Annotated in this window: 10 protein-coding genes; 5 read left to right on the forward strand and 5 right to left on the reverse strand. The window is 74.9% G+C overall.

Going from position 1 to position 14,897, the window contains the following annotated elements; all coding sequences use genetic code 11:
• Nucleotides 1-10 precede the first annotated feature (10 nt).
• Nucleotides 11-1,240: a DUF418 domain-containing protein gene (locus tag BLR12_RS14640; protein WP_176832524.1), complete on the reverse strand. Its 1,230-nt coding sequence runs from the start codon at nt 1,238-1,240 to the stop codon at nt 11-13.
• Between the two features lie 162 nt (nt 1,241-1,402).
• Between BLR12_RS14640 and BLR12_RS14645 the strand changes: the two genes are divergently transcribed.
• Complete coding sequence (locus tag BLR12_RS14645; protein WP_091379415.1) at nt 1,403-2,344, forward strand: phosphoglycerate dehydrogenase; 942 nt, start codon at nt 1,403-1,405, stop codon at nt 2,342-2,344.
• 162 nt (nt 2,345-2,506) lie between these two features.
• Here the strand turns inward: BLR12_RS14645 and BLR12_RS14650 are convergent, their stop codons facing one another.
• The 4 genes from BLR12_RS14650 to BLR12_RS14665 all read right to left on the reverse strand — a co-directional run bounded on the left by BLR12_RS14650 (nt 2,507) and on the right by BLR12_RS14665 (nt 7,743).
• Nucleotides 2,507-3,250, reverse strand: coding sequence for a hypothetical protein (locus BLR12_RS14650; RefSeq protein WP_143018780.1), 744 nt, complete (start codon nt 3,248-3,250; stop codon nt 2,507-2,509).
• A 123-nt stretch (nt 3,251-3,373) separates the two neighbouring features.
• Complete coding sequence (locus tag BLR12_RS14655; RefSeq protein ID WP_091379420.1) at nt 3,374-4,756, reverse strand: caspase family protein; 1,383 nt, start codon at nt 4,754-4,756, stop codon at nt 3,374-3,376.
• Between the two features lie 212 nt (nt 4,757-4,968).
• The gene (locus BLR12_RS14660; RefSeq protein WP_091379422.1) at nt 4,969-7,149 is read right to left on the reverse strand and encodes an MMPL family transporter; all 2,181 of its coding nucleotides are present in this window, start codon (nt 7,147-7,149) and stop codon (nt 4,969-4,971) included.
• Nucleotides 7,150-7,155: 6 nt separating this feature from the next.
• Entirely contained in the window at nt 7,156-7,743 is a 588-nt protein-coding gene (locus BLR12_RS14665) for a TetR/AcrR family transcriptional regulator (RefSeq protein WP_091379425.1), read from the reverse strand.
• Between the two features lie 312 nt (nt 7,744-8,055).
• On the opposite strand from BLR12_RS14665, the gene BLR12_RS14670 reads away from it, so the two are divergent.
• The 4 genes from BLR12_RS14670 to BLR12_RS14685 all read left to right on the forward strand — a co-directional run bounded on the left by BLR12_RS14670 (nt 8,056) and on the right by BLR12_RS14685 (nt 14,688).
• Nucleotides 8,056-8,574 carry a DUF1097 domain-containing protein gene (locus tag BLR12_RS14670; RefSeq protein WP_176832525.1) on the forward strand — a complete coding sequence of 173 codons (519 nt, stop codon included), beginning with the start codon at nt 8,056-8,058 and terminating at the stop codon, nt 8,572-8,574.
• Between the two features lie 140 nt (nt 8,575-8,714).
• Entirely contained in the window at nt 8,715-12,089 is a 3,375-nt protein-coding gene (locus BLR12_RS14675; protein WP_091379431.1) for a pyruvate carboxylase, read from the forward strand.
• A 285-nt stretch (nt 12,090-12,374) separates the two neighbouring features.
• Nucleotides 12,375-14,300: a protein kinase domain-containing protein gene (locus tag BLR12_RS14680; RefSeq protein WP_255363512.1), complete on the forward strand. Its 1,926-nt coding sequence runs from the start codon at nt 12,375-12,377 to the stop codon at nt 14,298-14,300.
• A 100-nt stretch (nt 14,301-14,400) separates the two neighbouring features.
• Nucleotides 14,401-14,688, forward strand: coding sequence for a putative quinol monooxygenase (locus BLR12_RS14685; protein WP_091379433.1), 288 nt, complete (start codon nt 14,401-14,403; stop codon nt 14,686-14,688).
• Nucleotides 14,689-14,897 lie beyond the last annotated feature (209 nt).

Raw genomic sequence — 14,897 nt, forward strand, 5'->3', positions numbered from 1 at the left:
CGCTCGACGGTCACGTCACGGGTTGGTGTCCACGGCCGGCTGCGGCTGGTCCGCGACCGAGCACCCACCGGCGCGCCCGGTCGGCCGGGATCGCGACCAGCCGCTCCAGCGGTCCCTGGCCCACCCACCGGTTCCACAGCACGGCGAAGACCACGGCGCCGGCCACGAGACCCAGCCACAGCGCGAGCAGGTCGTCGGTCGGCACGATGGCCAGCACGACCGCGTGCGTGGCGTAGACGGTCAGGGTCATGGACCCGGCCAGCGCCACCGGTCGCAGCAGGCGCTGCGGGGGACGCAGCCGGCACACCAGCAGCACCGCGCCGAGGACCGCGATCGCCGACCCGAGGGTGCTCAGCATGTCCAGCGGCGTCCCCGAGTGGTGCGTGCGCGACGCCAGCCACCACCAGGAGTCGACCAGGTCCCCGTCCCACACGACCTCGGCCGCGGTCGTCCCCGGCTCCGACGCCGCGAGCAGGCGCTGCAGGCCGCCGAGGCGGGACACGAGCAGCCACGAGGCGGACCACGCGGCGACCGCCAGCGCCAGCCCACCGGCCAGCAGGCGGACGGCGACGGTCCGCGAGGACAGGTCCAGGCGCCCGATGGCCAGCCCCACGCAGACGTAGGCGGTGTAGGTCACCGCGGGGAAGGTCCCGGTGACGAGCACCAGGAGGAGCAGGTCGACCGGGTCGGTGATCGGCGAGGTCAGCGTCGGCAGCGGGTCGAACTCGTCCTCCAGGCCGAGGCTCCCCGCGGCCATCAGCAGCAGCGGACCCACCACGACGAGCGCCCCGGCGATGCCGACCAGCGTGCGCGGGCGGAGGCCGACGAGCGGGATGGCGAGCAGGAAGAAGGCGCCGTAGTAGGTCAGGATCATCCCGACCGAGTCGGGCGAGACGTAGCCCAGCGCGAGGCCCAGGGTGCCGATGAGCACCGCGCGGACGGCGATGTTCGCCCGGGCGGCCCGCCGGGCCGGACCCCGCACCGGGCGGGGACCCCCCGAGATGAAGGCCAGGCTGATGCCGGCGACCATCACGAACAGCGTCGCCGCCCGTCCGGTGAGCGTCATCCCGGTCAGGGTCAGCCGGCCGTCGTCGTCGAAGACCTCCCAGACGTTGGTCGCCAGCATCGCGATCAGGGCGATCCCGCGGGTGACGTCGACGCCCAGGGACCGGTCCTTCGCGGGGCCGGTGACCGGGGTGGCCGCAGCCGTGCCGGGAGAGCTGGTGTGCGCGGCGAGCATCGGGAACCGCCTGTCCGTCCGAGGGTCGCGCCATCCTGGCCGCGGCGGCGCGGCGGCGAGGTGGTCCGCTTCCCCCGCTTCCCGGATTTTTGCCATCTCCTTGCCCGCACCACGGGCCACCGTGGCGCGACAGCGACCGGGCCACCGGGCAGGCTGGGTGGCGTGAAGGTGCTGCTGCCCGACTCCCTGCCGCTCGACCCGACGCTGCCCGAGGGGGTCGAGGCGGTGCGCTACGACGCGACCGCCCCGGTGCCCGACGAGCACCTCGACGCCGAGGTGCTGGTGGTGTGGGGCAGCTCGACCGGCGACCTGCGCGCCGTCGCCGGCCGGATGCCGCGGCTGCGCTGGATCCAGACCCTCGCGGCCGGGCCGGACGCCGTCCTCGCCGCGGGCTTCCCCGACGGCGTGCTGGTCACCTCCGGTCAGGGCCTGCACGACCGGCCGGTCACCGAGCACGCCCTGGCCCTGGTCCTCGCGCTGCTGCGCCGGCTGCCGGCCGCGCTCGCCGCCCAGGCCGGGCACCGCTGGGCCGACGAGCTCGGCGGGCTCCAGCCGCTGCACCCCGAGGGCGCGGTGACCACCCTGCTCGACGCGCGCGTGCTGGTCTGGGGCTTCGGCAGCATCGGGCAGACCCTGGCTCCGCTGCTGCAGGCCCTCGGCGCGCAGGTGCGCGGGGTGGGGCGCAGCGCGGGGGAGCGGGCCGGCTTCCCCGTCGTCGCGGAGGACCAGCTGGAGGCGGAGCTGCGGCAGACCGACGTCCTGGTCATGATCCTGCCCGCCACCGAGGCCACGACCCACGCGCTGGACGCCGGCCGGCTCGCCGCGCTCCCGCCGCACGCGCTGGTGGTCAACGTCGGCCGGGGCGCCACCGTCGACGAGCCGGCCCTCGTGGCCGCCCTGCGCCAGGGGGACGTCGCGGGTGCCGCCCTCGACGTCACCGAGGTGGAGCCGCTGCCGGTCGACTCCCCGCTGTGGGACGCGCCGAACCTGCTGCTGACCCCGCACGCGGCCGGCGGCCGGCCGGTGGGCGCCGACGAGCTGGTCGCCGCCAACCTCGCGGCGCTGCTGGCCGGCCGCGAGCTGCGCAACGTCGTCGAGCGCTGAGACGCGGCGCGGCCCGCCTCCCCGGGGAGGCGGGCCGCGCCGTGCGACGAGGGGTCGGCGCCCGACGGCGCCCGATGACCCCTCGTGCAGGCTCCGTCCTCGAACGCGAGGCGATCGGGCAGCGGGAGTCGCGCGCCGCGAGGTCCCGCCGGACCAGCCCGGCTAGAAGACCCCGTACCCGGACAGGACGGCGTAGGCGCCGGCAGCGTCGTCCGCAGTGTCCAGGATCTCCTTGATGATCTCTCCGACGCGGGGCCGGGGCGCGTGGAAGTGCAGGATCTCGATCGCCCGGGCGGCCGGCACGTAGTCGGCGGGCACCTGCTCCTGCCAGAACTCCATGCGGGAGCTGGGCTTCCAGAAGATGCCCTTGCCGTCGACGCCGTAGGTCTGCGGTGACGTCCGGTGCAGGAAGTTGCCGCCCTCGTCCGTGACCCAGGCGATGACCCCACCGGTGAAGCCGACGATCCAGTTGTCCGACCACGTCCGGGTCGAGGCCCAGAGCATCCCGTCCTGGTTGACGGTCACGTCGGTCTCCATGTAGTGCGCCGCGCCGGTGATGTCGGGACTGGTCACCCGCCGGTTGAGGGCGGGCCGGGGGACGTCCCGGACGCCGCCGATGTCCCGGAAGTCCGACGACCTCAGCCGTCCGGGACCGCCGGACCGGCTGACCGCCCCGTCGTCGTCCTGGGCAGGGCTCGTCCGGACCGGCGAGCGCGTGGTGCGCCGGCCGTCACCGTCGCCGACCCTCCGTCTCAGCTGCGCCAGCTCCTGCTGGAGCTGCTGCAGATCGGTGGCGACGTCCTCCTCCAGGACGGCGGACGTCGTACGACCCCGCGACGACTGCGAGCCGCCGAGGTCCGCGGCGGCCGCGGACGGCTGCCTCTGCTCCAGGTCCTCCGCCCTCACGCGGTCGTCGCGTTCCTCCGAGCGCGACCGGGACGACCGGCCCTGGTCACGTTCGACGTCGCGGTCCAGCACGCGGTCGTCCCGATCGTTGCCCAACCTGACCATCCCGCACCTCCACGGTGGCTACCGACTGACCGTCTCTCCACGTCGTGCCGCAGCAGCACCCCGGTCGCTGCCGGCGATGATCGATCGACGGGGCACGCGCTTCCCGAGCGTGAACGGACGCCGCAGCTCGAACTCGCGGTCGGGTCGCCCGTCGACGAGGTACACCGGCGACTGGGTGGGCGGCATGCCCGCCACGATCGCGTCGTGGAAGCTCCGGTGGCCGCCACGGAAACGCCCTCGACGCCACGCCTGGACCAGGCGGCCGGTGAACAGTCCGTTGTCGTCGCCGTCCTGGGCGAGCTGGTTCTCCGCACAGGCACCGAAGTAGATGAGGCTGGCGGCCATCGACCGTCGGCGCGCGTACCGCTCCTGCAGTGCGCGGTACTCGTCGTAGTTGGCCTGCTGCGTCTGTTCCTCGGTCTCCTCCGGCAGTGCCCGCTGGCGCGCCCGTGGTCCCGGTCGCAGCCGCTGCAGCACCTCGCGGACGGCGTCGTCGTACTCCTGGGAGCCGCCGGCCACCGCTCCCGCGACGAGGAGGTCGGCCGCGATGCCGAAGGACTCCAGCAGCCGGCCGACCAGCAGCTCCAGGGCTCCCTGCTCGTCCGGGCTCCCGGGTGCGAGCCCGAACGACGGATCCGGGACCAGGAGGTCGTCCAGCGACTCGTCCGGGTCCGCGGTGGAGTCGCCTCGGATCGACCGGAAGGTGGTCTGCCCGAGAGTGTCGTAGTAGGCGCTCTTCAGCCGGGATCGCGTGGTGCCACCGGCATGGCACAGGTCGAAGCAGGTGAAGACCTCCACGCCGGGCGAGAAGTTGCAGAACAGGTCGTGCACCTCGTCGTCCAGGACCTCCCTGTCGAACAGGCACACCGTCTCGTCCCGCCGGTCCCGCTCCTGCCGGTCGCTGGAGAACGGCCGCAGCTGTCCGCCGTGGCTGGACACGGAGACGACCACCATGTCGCCTTCGGTCAGCGTGTCGGCGGCGTCCTCCAACCACCTCCGGAAGGCATCGCTCGTCGCCTGCTCGTCGACCAGCACGGTGACGTCGAAGTCCTCGTCACTCGCGATGTCGGCCATGGCGTCGGCGTCGTTGACGCAGCCGTAGAGCTCGGGCGGCGGCGGGACGTAGCCCTCTCCGACGTAGTTGACGCCGAGGTGGAGGGAGAGGCCCCGGGGGCCCCGTCGCGTGCCGCGCGTCGCCCGATCGCCCTGGTCCTGCCCGCGGCGTCCCCCGGAGCTCGCCCGCGCATCCGACGTCTCGGTCGAGCGGGGCGTGGTCCCGGCGTCCGGCCGGGTGTCCGGAGCCCCCTCGACGGCGTTGGGCGCCGATGCCGGACCTGGGTCCACCGCGGTGTCGGCCCCTGTGTCCCGGTCGACGTCTGCATCGCGCTCGGAACGGCCCATCGTGACTCACTCCTCGCAGCTGCGCTGCCGCAGGGGCGCCCCGCGTCAGCGGCCCACCCTCCACGCCGGAGCACCGGGTGACGGTCATCCAAGACCAGTGGCCGTCACCCACCCGTCACGCCTGCGTCACCGGTACGTGGACCCCCCACCCGAACCGCGGCGCGGCCCGCCTCCCCGGGGGAGACGGGCCGCGCCGTGCGTGCGGGAGCCGGTCAGCGCCCGGCGGCGCCGACCGACTCCGGCTGCTCGGTCCGCGCCGGCGGGGCGTGCCGCTCCAGCGCGGCACCCTCGACGTCCAGGGTCGGCAGCCAGCGCAGCCAGCGCGGCAGCCACCACGCCGTGTCCCCGAGCAGGGCCAGTGCCGCGGGCACCAGCACCATCCGGACGACGAAGGCGTCGAAGGCGATGCCCGCGGCCAGCGCGAAGGCGATCGACTTGATCGTCGCGTCGCCAGAGGGCACGAACCCGGCGAACACCGAGAACATGATCAGCGCGGCCGCGACGACGACCGGGGCCGCCTGGCGGAAGCCGGTGCGGATCGCCTCCAGCGGCGAGGCGCCGTGGCTGTGCGCCTCGTGCATCCGCGACACCAGGAAGATCTGGTAGTCCATCGCCAGCCCGAACAGGATGCCGATCACCAGGATCGGCGTGAGGCTGATCAGCGGGCCGGTGCCCTCGAGGTTGACCAGGCCGGCCAGCCAGCCCCACTGGAACACCGCGACGGTGGCGCCGAGCGCCGCCCCGACGGTCAGCACGAAGCCCAGGACGCCGACCAGCGGCACCAGCAGCGAGCGGAAGACCAGCACCAGCAGCACGAGCGCCAGGCCCACGACCAGCGCCAGGTACACCGGCAGCGCGGCGTCCAGGCTGGCGGCGACGTCCACGCTCACCGCGGTCGCGCCGGTGACCGAGGTGTCGGCGCCGTCGGCGTCGGCCAGCAGGTCGCGCAGGTCGGCCACCAGCTGCTCGGTGGCCGGGTCGGTCGGGCCGGACCGCGGGATGACGCTCAGCAGCGCGGCGGTGCCGTCGGCGTTCGGCACCGGCGGGGTCACGAGGGCGACGTCGTCCAGACCGGTCACCTGACCGGCGGCCGCGGTCGCGGCCGGCACCGCGCGGTCGCCCTCGAAGAGCACGGTGAGCGGGCCGCCGAAGCCCTCGCCGAAGCCGTCGGCGAGCAGCTCGTCGGCGCGGGCCTGCGAGCTGTCCTCCGGCGGGGTCTGCACGAGCGTGGTCTGCATCGAGAAGAACGGCACGGAGACGGCGCCGAGGGCCACGACGGCCAGCAGCAGGGCCACGACGCGGTGGCGGGTCACCGTGGTGACCCAGCCGGCCAGGAAGCCCGGCCCGGCCGCGTGGTGGGTGTGCGCCTGGCCGCGCTGCCGCTTCGGCAGTACGCGGAGCCCCAGGAAGCCCAGTGCGGCCGGCACCAGGGTGAGCGCGACGAGCACGGCGACGACGATGGTCGCTGCCGCGGCCAGGCCCATCTGGGTGAGGAACGGGATGCCGGCGACGAACAGGCCGGTCAGCGCGATGACGACGGTGAGCCCGGCGGTGACGACCGCGGAGCCGGCCGTGCCGACGGCGGTGGTGATGGCGGTGCCGACGTCGGCGCCCCGGCGGAGCTCCTGGCGGAACCGGTTGACGATGAACAGCGCGTAGTCGATGCCGACGGCCAGCCCCAGCATCGCGGCCAGGACCGGGGTGGTCGAGGACAGCTCGGTGTAGCCGGTGGCGATCGTGATGCCGAGGACGCCGATGCCGACGCCGACCAGCGCGGTCAGCAGGTTCATCCCGGCCACGACCAGCGAGCCGTAGGTGACCGCGAGGACCACCAGCGCGACGACCACACCGATGACCTCGGCCGGACCGCCGATGTGCGGGGGTGCCTGGACCGCCTGGCCGGTGACCTCGACGGTGAGCGCGCCGTCCCCGGCGTCCTCGACGACGGCGGTCAGTGCGTCCTGCTGCGCGGGGGTCACCTCGCCGACCGGGGCCCCGTAGGTGACGGTGCTGTACCCGGTGGTGAGCTCGGCGTTCACCGACGGGGCCGCCGGGTCCAGCGGGTCGCTGGCCGACGCGACGCCGGGCAGCTCGCCGAGCTCGGCCACCAGCGCGCCGATGGCCGCGGCGTTCTGCGGGTCGGCCAGCGTCGAGCCCTCCGGGGCGGCCACCACGACTTGCGCGGTGGCGCCGCCCGCGGCACCGAACTCCTCGCTGATCCGCTCCAGCGCGGTGGTGGACTCCTGGCCGGGGATGGCGAAGCTGTCCGACGTCTCACCGGCCAGGGTCACCGCCCCCACGCCGCCGCCGACGAGCAGCACCAGCCAGACGAGGACGACGGCCGTGCGGTGCCGGTGCGAGAACGCACCGAGCCGGGACAACAGAAGAGCCATGGGGGATCAGGCCTCCACCTGGTCGGGGTCGGGGAGAGCCGCGCCGGGTCGGCGGTGACCGAGCGCGTCGAAGCAGGTGGCGACGATGTGCTGCCGCCACGCGGTGGTCCGGTCCTGCGCGTGTGCGGCGAGGGTGAGGACGGCGAGCGCGGCGAGGGCGCCGACGACCCGGACCGCGCGTGGCGGCTCCAGGACCTCGGGGTCCACGCCGAAGGCCCGCAGCACCAGGTCGGTGACGGCGGACTCCGGTTCGGCGTCCAGGTCGGTCACCGGGGCCAGCATCAGCGCGACCAGCCCGGGGTGCGCGAGCGCCACGTCGACCAGGACCTCCAGGGCCCGCAGGTCGCGGGCCGGCCCCGGGGGCAGGTCGCCCAGCTGGTCGAGCACCCGCCGGCCGAGCGTGGCGGCCTGGCCGAGCACCGCCTCGTGCAGCGCGTCCTTGCTCGGGTAGTGGTGCAGCAGGCCGGTCTTGGACAGCCCGACCGCGTCGGCGACGTCCTGCACGGAGGTCTTCGCGTAGCCGCGGCGGGCGAACAGGGCGGCGGCGCGGTCGAGGATGCCCTCGTCCACCAGCTGCCGGAACGGTCGGGTCACGTCGGAGGACGGTACGGCGTCACCGACCGATCCGGTCGGTAACGGGACCAGATCGGTCGGTGTGTTGGCTCACCACCCCCGTGGTGTGCACCGATCGCGGTCCCCGGGGGGTGTGCCGGGTGCACCGCGCCGCCTGCGGGGGGCGCCGCGGCCTACTGGTCCCCTGAGCAGCGCTGAGTCCCAAAGTGAGACAGGTGCCCCGCTCCGCAACGGGTGCTGACGTCCCTAGCGTCATCGGCCATCGACGTGACCGCGGTCACATCGGACCGGCCGCGTCCGCGGCCGCGACGCAGGCACCCCCTGAGGAGCGACGTGAAGCGACTGACGGCACTCGGCATCTCCATCGGCGTCCTCGCCGGCCTGTTCACCTGGTTCGCCGGCACGGTGACCCAACTCGGGTCGTGGCAGTCCCCGTTCGTCGTCTGGGTCGGCTTCGCCGCCTGGGCCTGCTTCTACGCCGTCGGCGGCGGGACCGCCGGCCTGGTCAAGACCGCCGCCTCCAACGTCAGCGGTGTGGTCTGGGGCTGGCTGATCGTGTGGGCGGCCGGTCAGGTCGTGGCCGGCTCGGCGGCCGTCCTCGGCCTGTTCGTGGCGCTCGCGGCCTTCGGCATGTGCGTCCAGGCCGGGTGGCCGCCGCTGGCGTTCATCCCGGGTGCCTTCATCGGCGCGGCGAGCTTCTTCGGCACCGGGGCGCTGTTCTGGTCGACGGTGGTCTCCCTGCTGGTCGGGGTGCTGCTCGCGTACGCCTCCGAGCGGCTGGGCGACGTGGTCGAGAAGGCGCTGGGCGGACGCCGTGGCCGGCACGTCGGGCAGCGCCCCGCCGTCGCCTGACGACCTCCTGTCGCGACGACCTCCGTACCGCCTGGCCCGGCCCGTCCGGCCGGGCCACGCGGCGGATGCGGGTGGTCACCTGGGCCACCGGCCCGGCGTCTGGGACGCTCGTCTCCCACCCCGACCCCTGAGGAGCGCCTGTGTTCAGCAAGGTCCTGGTCGCCAACCGTGGCGAGATCGCGGTGCGGGCGTTCCGCGCGGCCTACGAGCTGGGAGCCGCCACCGTCGCCGTCTTCCCGTGGGAGGACCGCAACTCGGTGCACCGGCTCAAGGCCGACGAGAGCTACCAGATCGGCGAGGAGGGCCACCCGGTCCGTGCCTACCTCTCGGTGGACGAGGTCGTCGGCGCGGCACGGCGGGCCGGGGCGGACGCCGTCTACCCCGGCTACGGGTTCCTCTCGGAGAACCCGGAGCTGGCCGAGGCGTGCGCGCAGGCGGGGATCACCTTCGTCGGCCCGCCGGCGTCGGTGCTGGAGCTGACCGGCAACAAGGCGCGCGCGATCGCCGCGGCCCGGGACGCCGGGCTGCCGGTGCTGGCCTCGACCGAGCCCAGCGCCGACCTGGACACCCTGCTCGCCGCGGCCGAGGAGCTGCCGTTCCCGGTGTTCGTCAAGGCGGTCGCCGGCGGCGGTGGGCGCGGCATGCGGCGGGTGGCGGAAGCGGCGGAGCTGGCCGGCGCGGTGCAGGCGGCGATGCGGGAGGCGGAGTCGGCGTTCGGCGACCCCACGGTCTTCCTGGAGCAGGCCGTCGTCGAGCCGCGGCACATCGAGGTGCAGATCCTGGCCGACGGTGCCGGGAACGTCGTCCACCTCTTCGAGCGGGACTGCTCGGTGCAGCGCCGGCACCAGAAGGTGGTCGAGCTGGCCCCGGCGCCGAACCTCGACCCCGCGCTGCGCGAGCGGATCTGCGCCGACGCGGTCGCCTTCGCCCGGGCCATCGGCTACGTCAACGCCGGCACGGTGGAGTTCCTGCTCGACCGCGAGGGTCGGCACGTCTTCATCGAGATGAACCCGCGGATCCAGGTCGAGCACACGGTCACCGAGGAGGTCACCGACGTCGACCTGGTGCAGTCCCAGCTGCGGATCGCCTTGGGGGAGACCCTCGCCGACCTGGGCCTGTCGCAGGACACCATCGTGCTGCGGGGGGCGGCGCTGCAGTGCCGGATCACCACCGAGGACCCGGCCAACGGGTTCCGCCCGGACACCGGCCGGATCACCGCCTACCGCTCGCCCGGCGGCGCCGGGGTCCGGCTGGACGGCGGCTCGTCGCTGGGCGCGGAGGTCGGCGCGCACTTCGACTCGATGCTGGTGAAGCTGACCTGCCGCGGGCGCGACTTCGGCGTCGCCGTGGCCCGGGCCCGGCGGGCGGTCGCCGAGTTCCGCATCCGCGGCGTGGCCACCAACATCCCGTTCCTGCAGGCGCTGCTCGACGACCCGGACTTCGCCGCCGGGCGGGTCACGACCTCGTTCATCGAGCAGCGGCCGCACCTGCTGACCGCGCGCAGCTCCGCCGACCGCGGCACCCGGCTGCTCACCTACCTGGCCGACGTCACCGTCAACCAGCCGCACGGCGAGCGCCCGCACCTGGTCGACCCGGTCGAGAAGCTGCCCCGCGTCGACCTGGGCGCCGCGCCGCCGGACGGCTCCCGCCAGCGGCTGCTCGACCTGGGCCCGGAGGGGTTCGCCGCGCAGCTGCGCGCGCAGACGGCGCTGGCGGTCACCGACACCACCTTCCGCGACGCCCACCAGTCCCTGCTGGCCACCCGGGTGCGCACCAAGGACCTGCTCGCCGTCGCCGGGCACGTCGCCCGCACGGCGCCGCAGCTGTTCAGCCTGGAGGCCTGGGGCGGGGCGACCTACGACGTCGCGCTGCGCTTCCTGCACGAGGACCCGTGGGACCGGCTCGCGGCGCTGCGCGAGGCGGTGCCCAACCTCTGCCTGCAGATGCTGCTGCGCGGCCGCAACACGGTGGGTTACACGCCCTACCCCGAGCAGGTCACGACGACGTTCGTCGAGGAGGCCGCGCGCACGGGGATCGACGTGTTCCGGGTCTTCGACGCGCTCAACGACGTCGCCCAGATGCGCCCGGCGATCGACGCCGTCCGGGGGACCGGGACGGCGGTCGCGGAGGTGGCGCTGTGCTACACCGGCGACCTCTCCGACCCCGGCGAGACCCTCTACACGCTCGACTACTACCTGCGGCTGGCCGAGCAGATCGTCGAGGCCGGCGCGCACGTGCTGGCGATCAAGGACATGGCCGGCCTGCTCCGCCCGCCGGCCGCGGCCACTCTGGTCCGGGCGCTGCGCGAGCGGTTCGACCTGCCGGTGCACCTGCACACCCACGACACCGCCGGCGGCCAGCTGGCCACCCTGCTCGCCGCCTGGTCCGCCGGGGTCGACGCCGTGGACGGCGCGGTCGCCTCCATGGCCGGGACGACGAGCCAGCCGCCGCTGTCGGCGATCGTCGCCGCGACCGACGCCACCGAGCGGGCCACCGGCCTGGACCTCGCCGCGGTCAACGACCTGGAGCCCTACTGGGAGGCGGTGCGCCGGGTCTACGCGCCGTTCGAGTCGGGGCTGCCCGCGCCGACCGGGCGGGTCTACACCCACGAGATCCCCGGCGGGCAGCTGTCCAACCTGCGCCAGCAGGCCATCGCCCTGGGGCTGGGCCAGCGCTTCGAGGAGGTCGAGGACGCCTACGCCGCCGCCGACCGGTTGCTGGGCCGGCTGGTCAAGGTCACCCCGTCGTCCAAGGTCGTCGGCGACCTCGCCCTGCAGCTGGTCGGCTCCGGCGTGAGCGTCGAGGACTTCGCCGCCGAGCCCGGCAAGTACGACCTGCCCGACTCGGTCATCGGCTTCCTGCGCGGCGAGCTGGGCGACCCGCCGGGGGGCTGGCCCGAGCCCTTCCGCACCCGTGCGCTGGAGGGACGCCGACCCGCCGAGCCGCCGGCCGAGCTGTCCGCCGACGACGAGCGCGGGCTGGCCGAGCAGCCGCGGGCGACGCTCAACCGGCTGCTCTTCCCGGGGCCCACCCGCGAGTACGAGGCGCACGTCGACTCCTACGGCGACGTCTCCGTGCTGCCCACCAAGGAGTTCCTCTACGGGCTGCGCTCCGGCGTCGAGCACAGCATCGAGCTGGAGCCCGGCGTCACCCTGCTCATGGGGATCGAGGCCGTCGGCGACCCCGACGAGCGCGGCATGCGCACCGTCATGTGCACCCTCAACGGGCAGCTGCGGCCGGTCTCGGTGCGCGACCGTTCCGTCGACGCGCAGGTCAAGGCCGCGGAGAAGGCCGACCGCAACCAGCCCGGCCAGGTCGCCGCGCCGTTCGCCGGGGTCGTGACCGTCAAGGTCGCCGAGGGCGACACCGTCGAGACCGGCCAGCCGATCGCCACCATCGAGGCCATGAAGATGGAGGCCGCGATCACCGCCCCGGTGGCCGGCACGGTGCAGCGGCTCGCCATCGGCGAGATCCAGCAGGTCGAGGGCGGTGACCTGCTCCTCGTCCTGTCCTGAGGGAGGACCGTGTGGGTCCGGCCGGCACGACGGCGTCGCGTCGTCGGGCCGCCACCGTGCGTGATCGCGTGCCCGGGGTGTCGCGATCCGCCCGGACCCGGTAGTTCAGCTACGCCGCGGGGCGGGCACAGGAACCACCACGCAGCCGCGTACGCCCGAACGGGCGTGCAGGCGCTGCGCCGACCGCCGCAGCGGACGGGCGACTCCCGACGTCCGCCGGTGGGGCCCTCCGGGGCCGACGGGAGTGGGGGAGACCCCCTCGGCAGCACGGGGACGGAGCGCGGTGTGACCACGGTCGACAGGGGACGGCAGACCCTGGGTGGCCGCTACGAGCTGCAGGAGCTCATCGCCACCGGCGGCATGGGGCAGGTCTGGCGCGGCCGGGACACGATGCTGGACCGGCTGGTCGCGGTGAAGGTGCTGCGCAGCGAGTACGCCGACGACCCGACCTTCCTCGCCCGGTTCCGCGCCGAGGCCCGGCACGCCGCGGCCCTGAGCCACCCCAACATCGCCGCCGTCCTCGACTACGGCGAGGGGACGGCGGAGGACACCGGCGAGCACCTCGCCTACCTGGTGATGGAGCTGGTGGACGGCGCGCCGCTGTCGGCGCTGCTCGCCGAGGAGGGGGCGCTGGAGCCCGGCGCGGCGCTGTCCGTGCTGTCCCAGGCCGCCGCCGGTCTGGCGGAGGCCCACCGCGCCGGCGTGATCCACCGCGACGTCAAGCCGGCGAACATCCTGGTCGGCACCGACGGCAACGTGAAGCTCACCGACTTCGGCATCGCCTGCTCCGCGGAGAGCGTGCCGCTGACCCGCACCGGCCAGGTCATCGGCACGGCCAAGTACATGTCGCCCGAGCAGGCCGCAGGCGAGCGCGTCGGCCCGGCCAGCGACGTCTACGCGCTCGGCCTGGTCGGTTACGAGTCGCTGACCGGTCATCCCGCCTTCGACGGCACCAACCCGGTGACCGTCGCGCTCAAGCACGTGCGCGAGGACCCCGAGCCGTTGCCCGCCGAGCTGCCGCCCGACGTCCGGCACCTCATCGACGCCGCGCTGACCAAGGACCCGCAGGAGCGTCTCCCCGACGGGGACGCGTTCCTGCACGCGATCGAGGAGACGGTCCACCCCTCGCTGGCAGCCGCGCCGCCGACCCGGCCGATCGCCCCGGCGGCCGTGGCCGCGGTGGTGCCGTCGGCGGTGCGCGACGTCCCGGCCGCCACGCCGCCGCGCCCCCACGACGACGACCGCGGCGCCCGCCGCCGGCTGCTGCTGCTGGCCCTGGCCGTGCTCGCGGTCGTGCTGCTCGGCGGCGGCGTGGTCGCGCTGCTCGGCGGCGGTGGTGACGACGGCACCGCGGCCGCCGCGCCACCGGCGTCGGAGTCGGCACCGGCTGCCGGGTCGGAGGCGGGGATCGTGCTGACCGCCGAGGACTACCTGGGCCGTCCCGTCGAGGAGGTCGCCGCCGAGCTGGCAGCGCTCGGGCTGACCGTGGGCCAGCGGTCGGAGGTCGCTGCGGACGCTGACCCGGGCACCGTCACCGCGCTCGACCCGTCCGGCACCGAGCTGCGGTCGGGGGACCAGGTGGAACTCACCGTCGCGGCCGCGCCGCCGCCTCCCGCCGCGGAGGAGGAGGCCGTACCGGCCGAGGACGCTCCGGCTCGCACCTCCGAGGACACCACTCCGGCCGAGGAACCCACTCCCGCCGAGGACTCCGCGCCGGCCGAGGACCCCGCGCCGGCCGAGGACCCCGCGCCGGTGGAGGACGTCGCGCCGGCGGAGGACCCCGCGCCGGCCGAGGAGTCTGCTGCGGCCGAGGAGTCCGCTGCGGCCGAGGACTCCTCGCCGGCCGAGGGATCCGTCCCGGCCGAGGGGTCCGCTGCGGCTGAGGAGCCCGCGCCGGCGGAGAGCTCCCCTCCGGCGGAGGACTCTGCTCCGGCGGAGGACTCTGCTCCGGCGGAGGACCCCGGGCCGGCGGAGGACCCCGCTCCGGCTCCCACGTCGCCCTCCGGGGACGCGACCACCGGAGCGCCCGAGCCCTCCGCGCAGCCGACCGCGCCGCCCTCGACGACGGATGGCGGCTCGTCTCGCTCCGGGGGAGCCGCAGCGGGCCGGGGAACCGGCACCTCCGGGAGCAGCCCGGCCACCGGGAGCGGCGGCACCGGCAGCACGGCGCCGACCGGGACGGGCTCGTCGGGCGCCCCCCCGACCACCTGACGCACGGCACCGCGGCCGGGTCGCGAGCCGGCCCCGAGCCGATGAGTGCGGGCCCCGTGAGCCGTCTCCCCTCCGAGGACGTAACCCACTGGAGGAGCACATGGTCATCGTCGCGGGACACATCGTCGTCGACCCGGCGCAGCGGGAGGCCTACCTGGCCGACTGCGTCGCGGTCGTCGAGGCGGCCCGGCGCGCCCCGGGCTGCCTCGACTTCGCCATCTGTGCCGACCTCGTGGAGCCGGGCCGCATCGCCGTCCTCGAGCGCTGGGAGACGCAGGCGGACGTCGAGGCCTTCCGCGGCAGCGGGCCCAGCGACGAGCAGAGCACCGCGATGCTCTCCGCGTCGGTGGCCGAGTACGACGTCGCAGCCGTCCGGTCGCTGACCTGACACGGCGGGTCGGTCTCGGCACCGGCTGACGTGCCGTGTGGACCAGGAGGGCGGCGGATCGTCGTCCGGGGGTGTCGGCGTCGAGCCCGTCGTCTCCGGCGGTCCCGGTCCCGCTTCCCGCACCACCCGACCACCCGGGATGCGACCAGTGATGGCGCAGCAGCGGACCGCTCTCGAGGAACTGTTGGTCGACTGGTCGGTCGGCCAGC

The sequence above is a fragment of the Geodermatophilus sp. DSM 45219 genome, assembly GCF_900104025.1.
Lineage (GTDB): Bacteria > Actinomycetota > Actinomycetes > Mycobacteriales > Geodermatophilaceae > Geodermatophilus.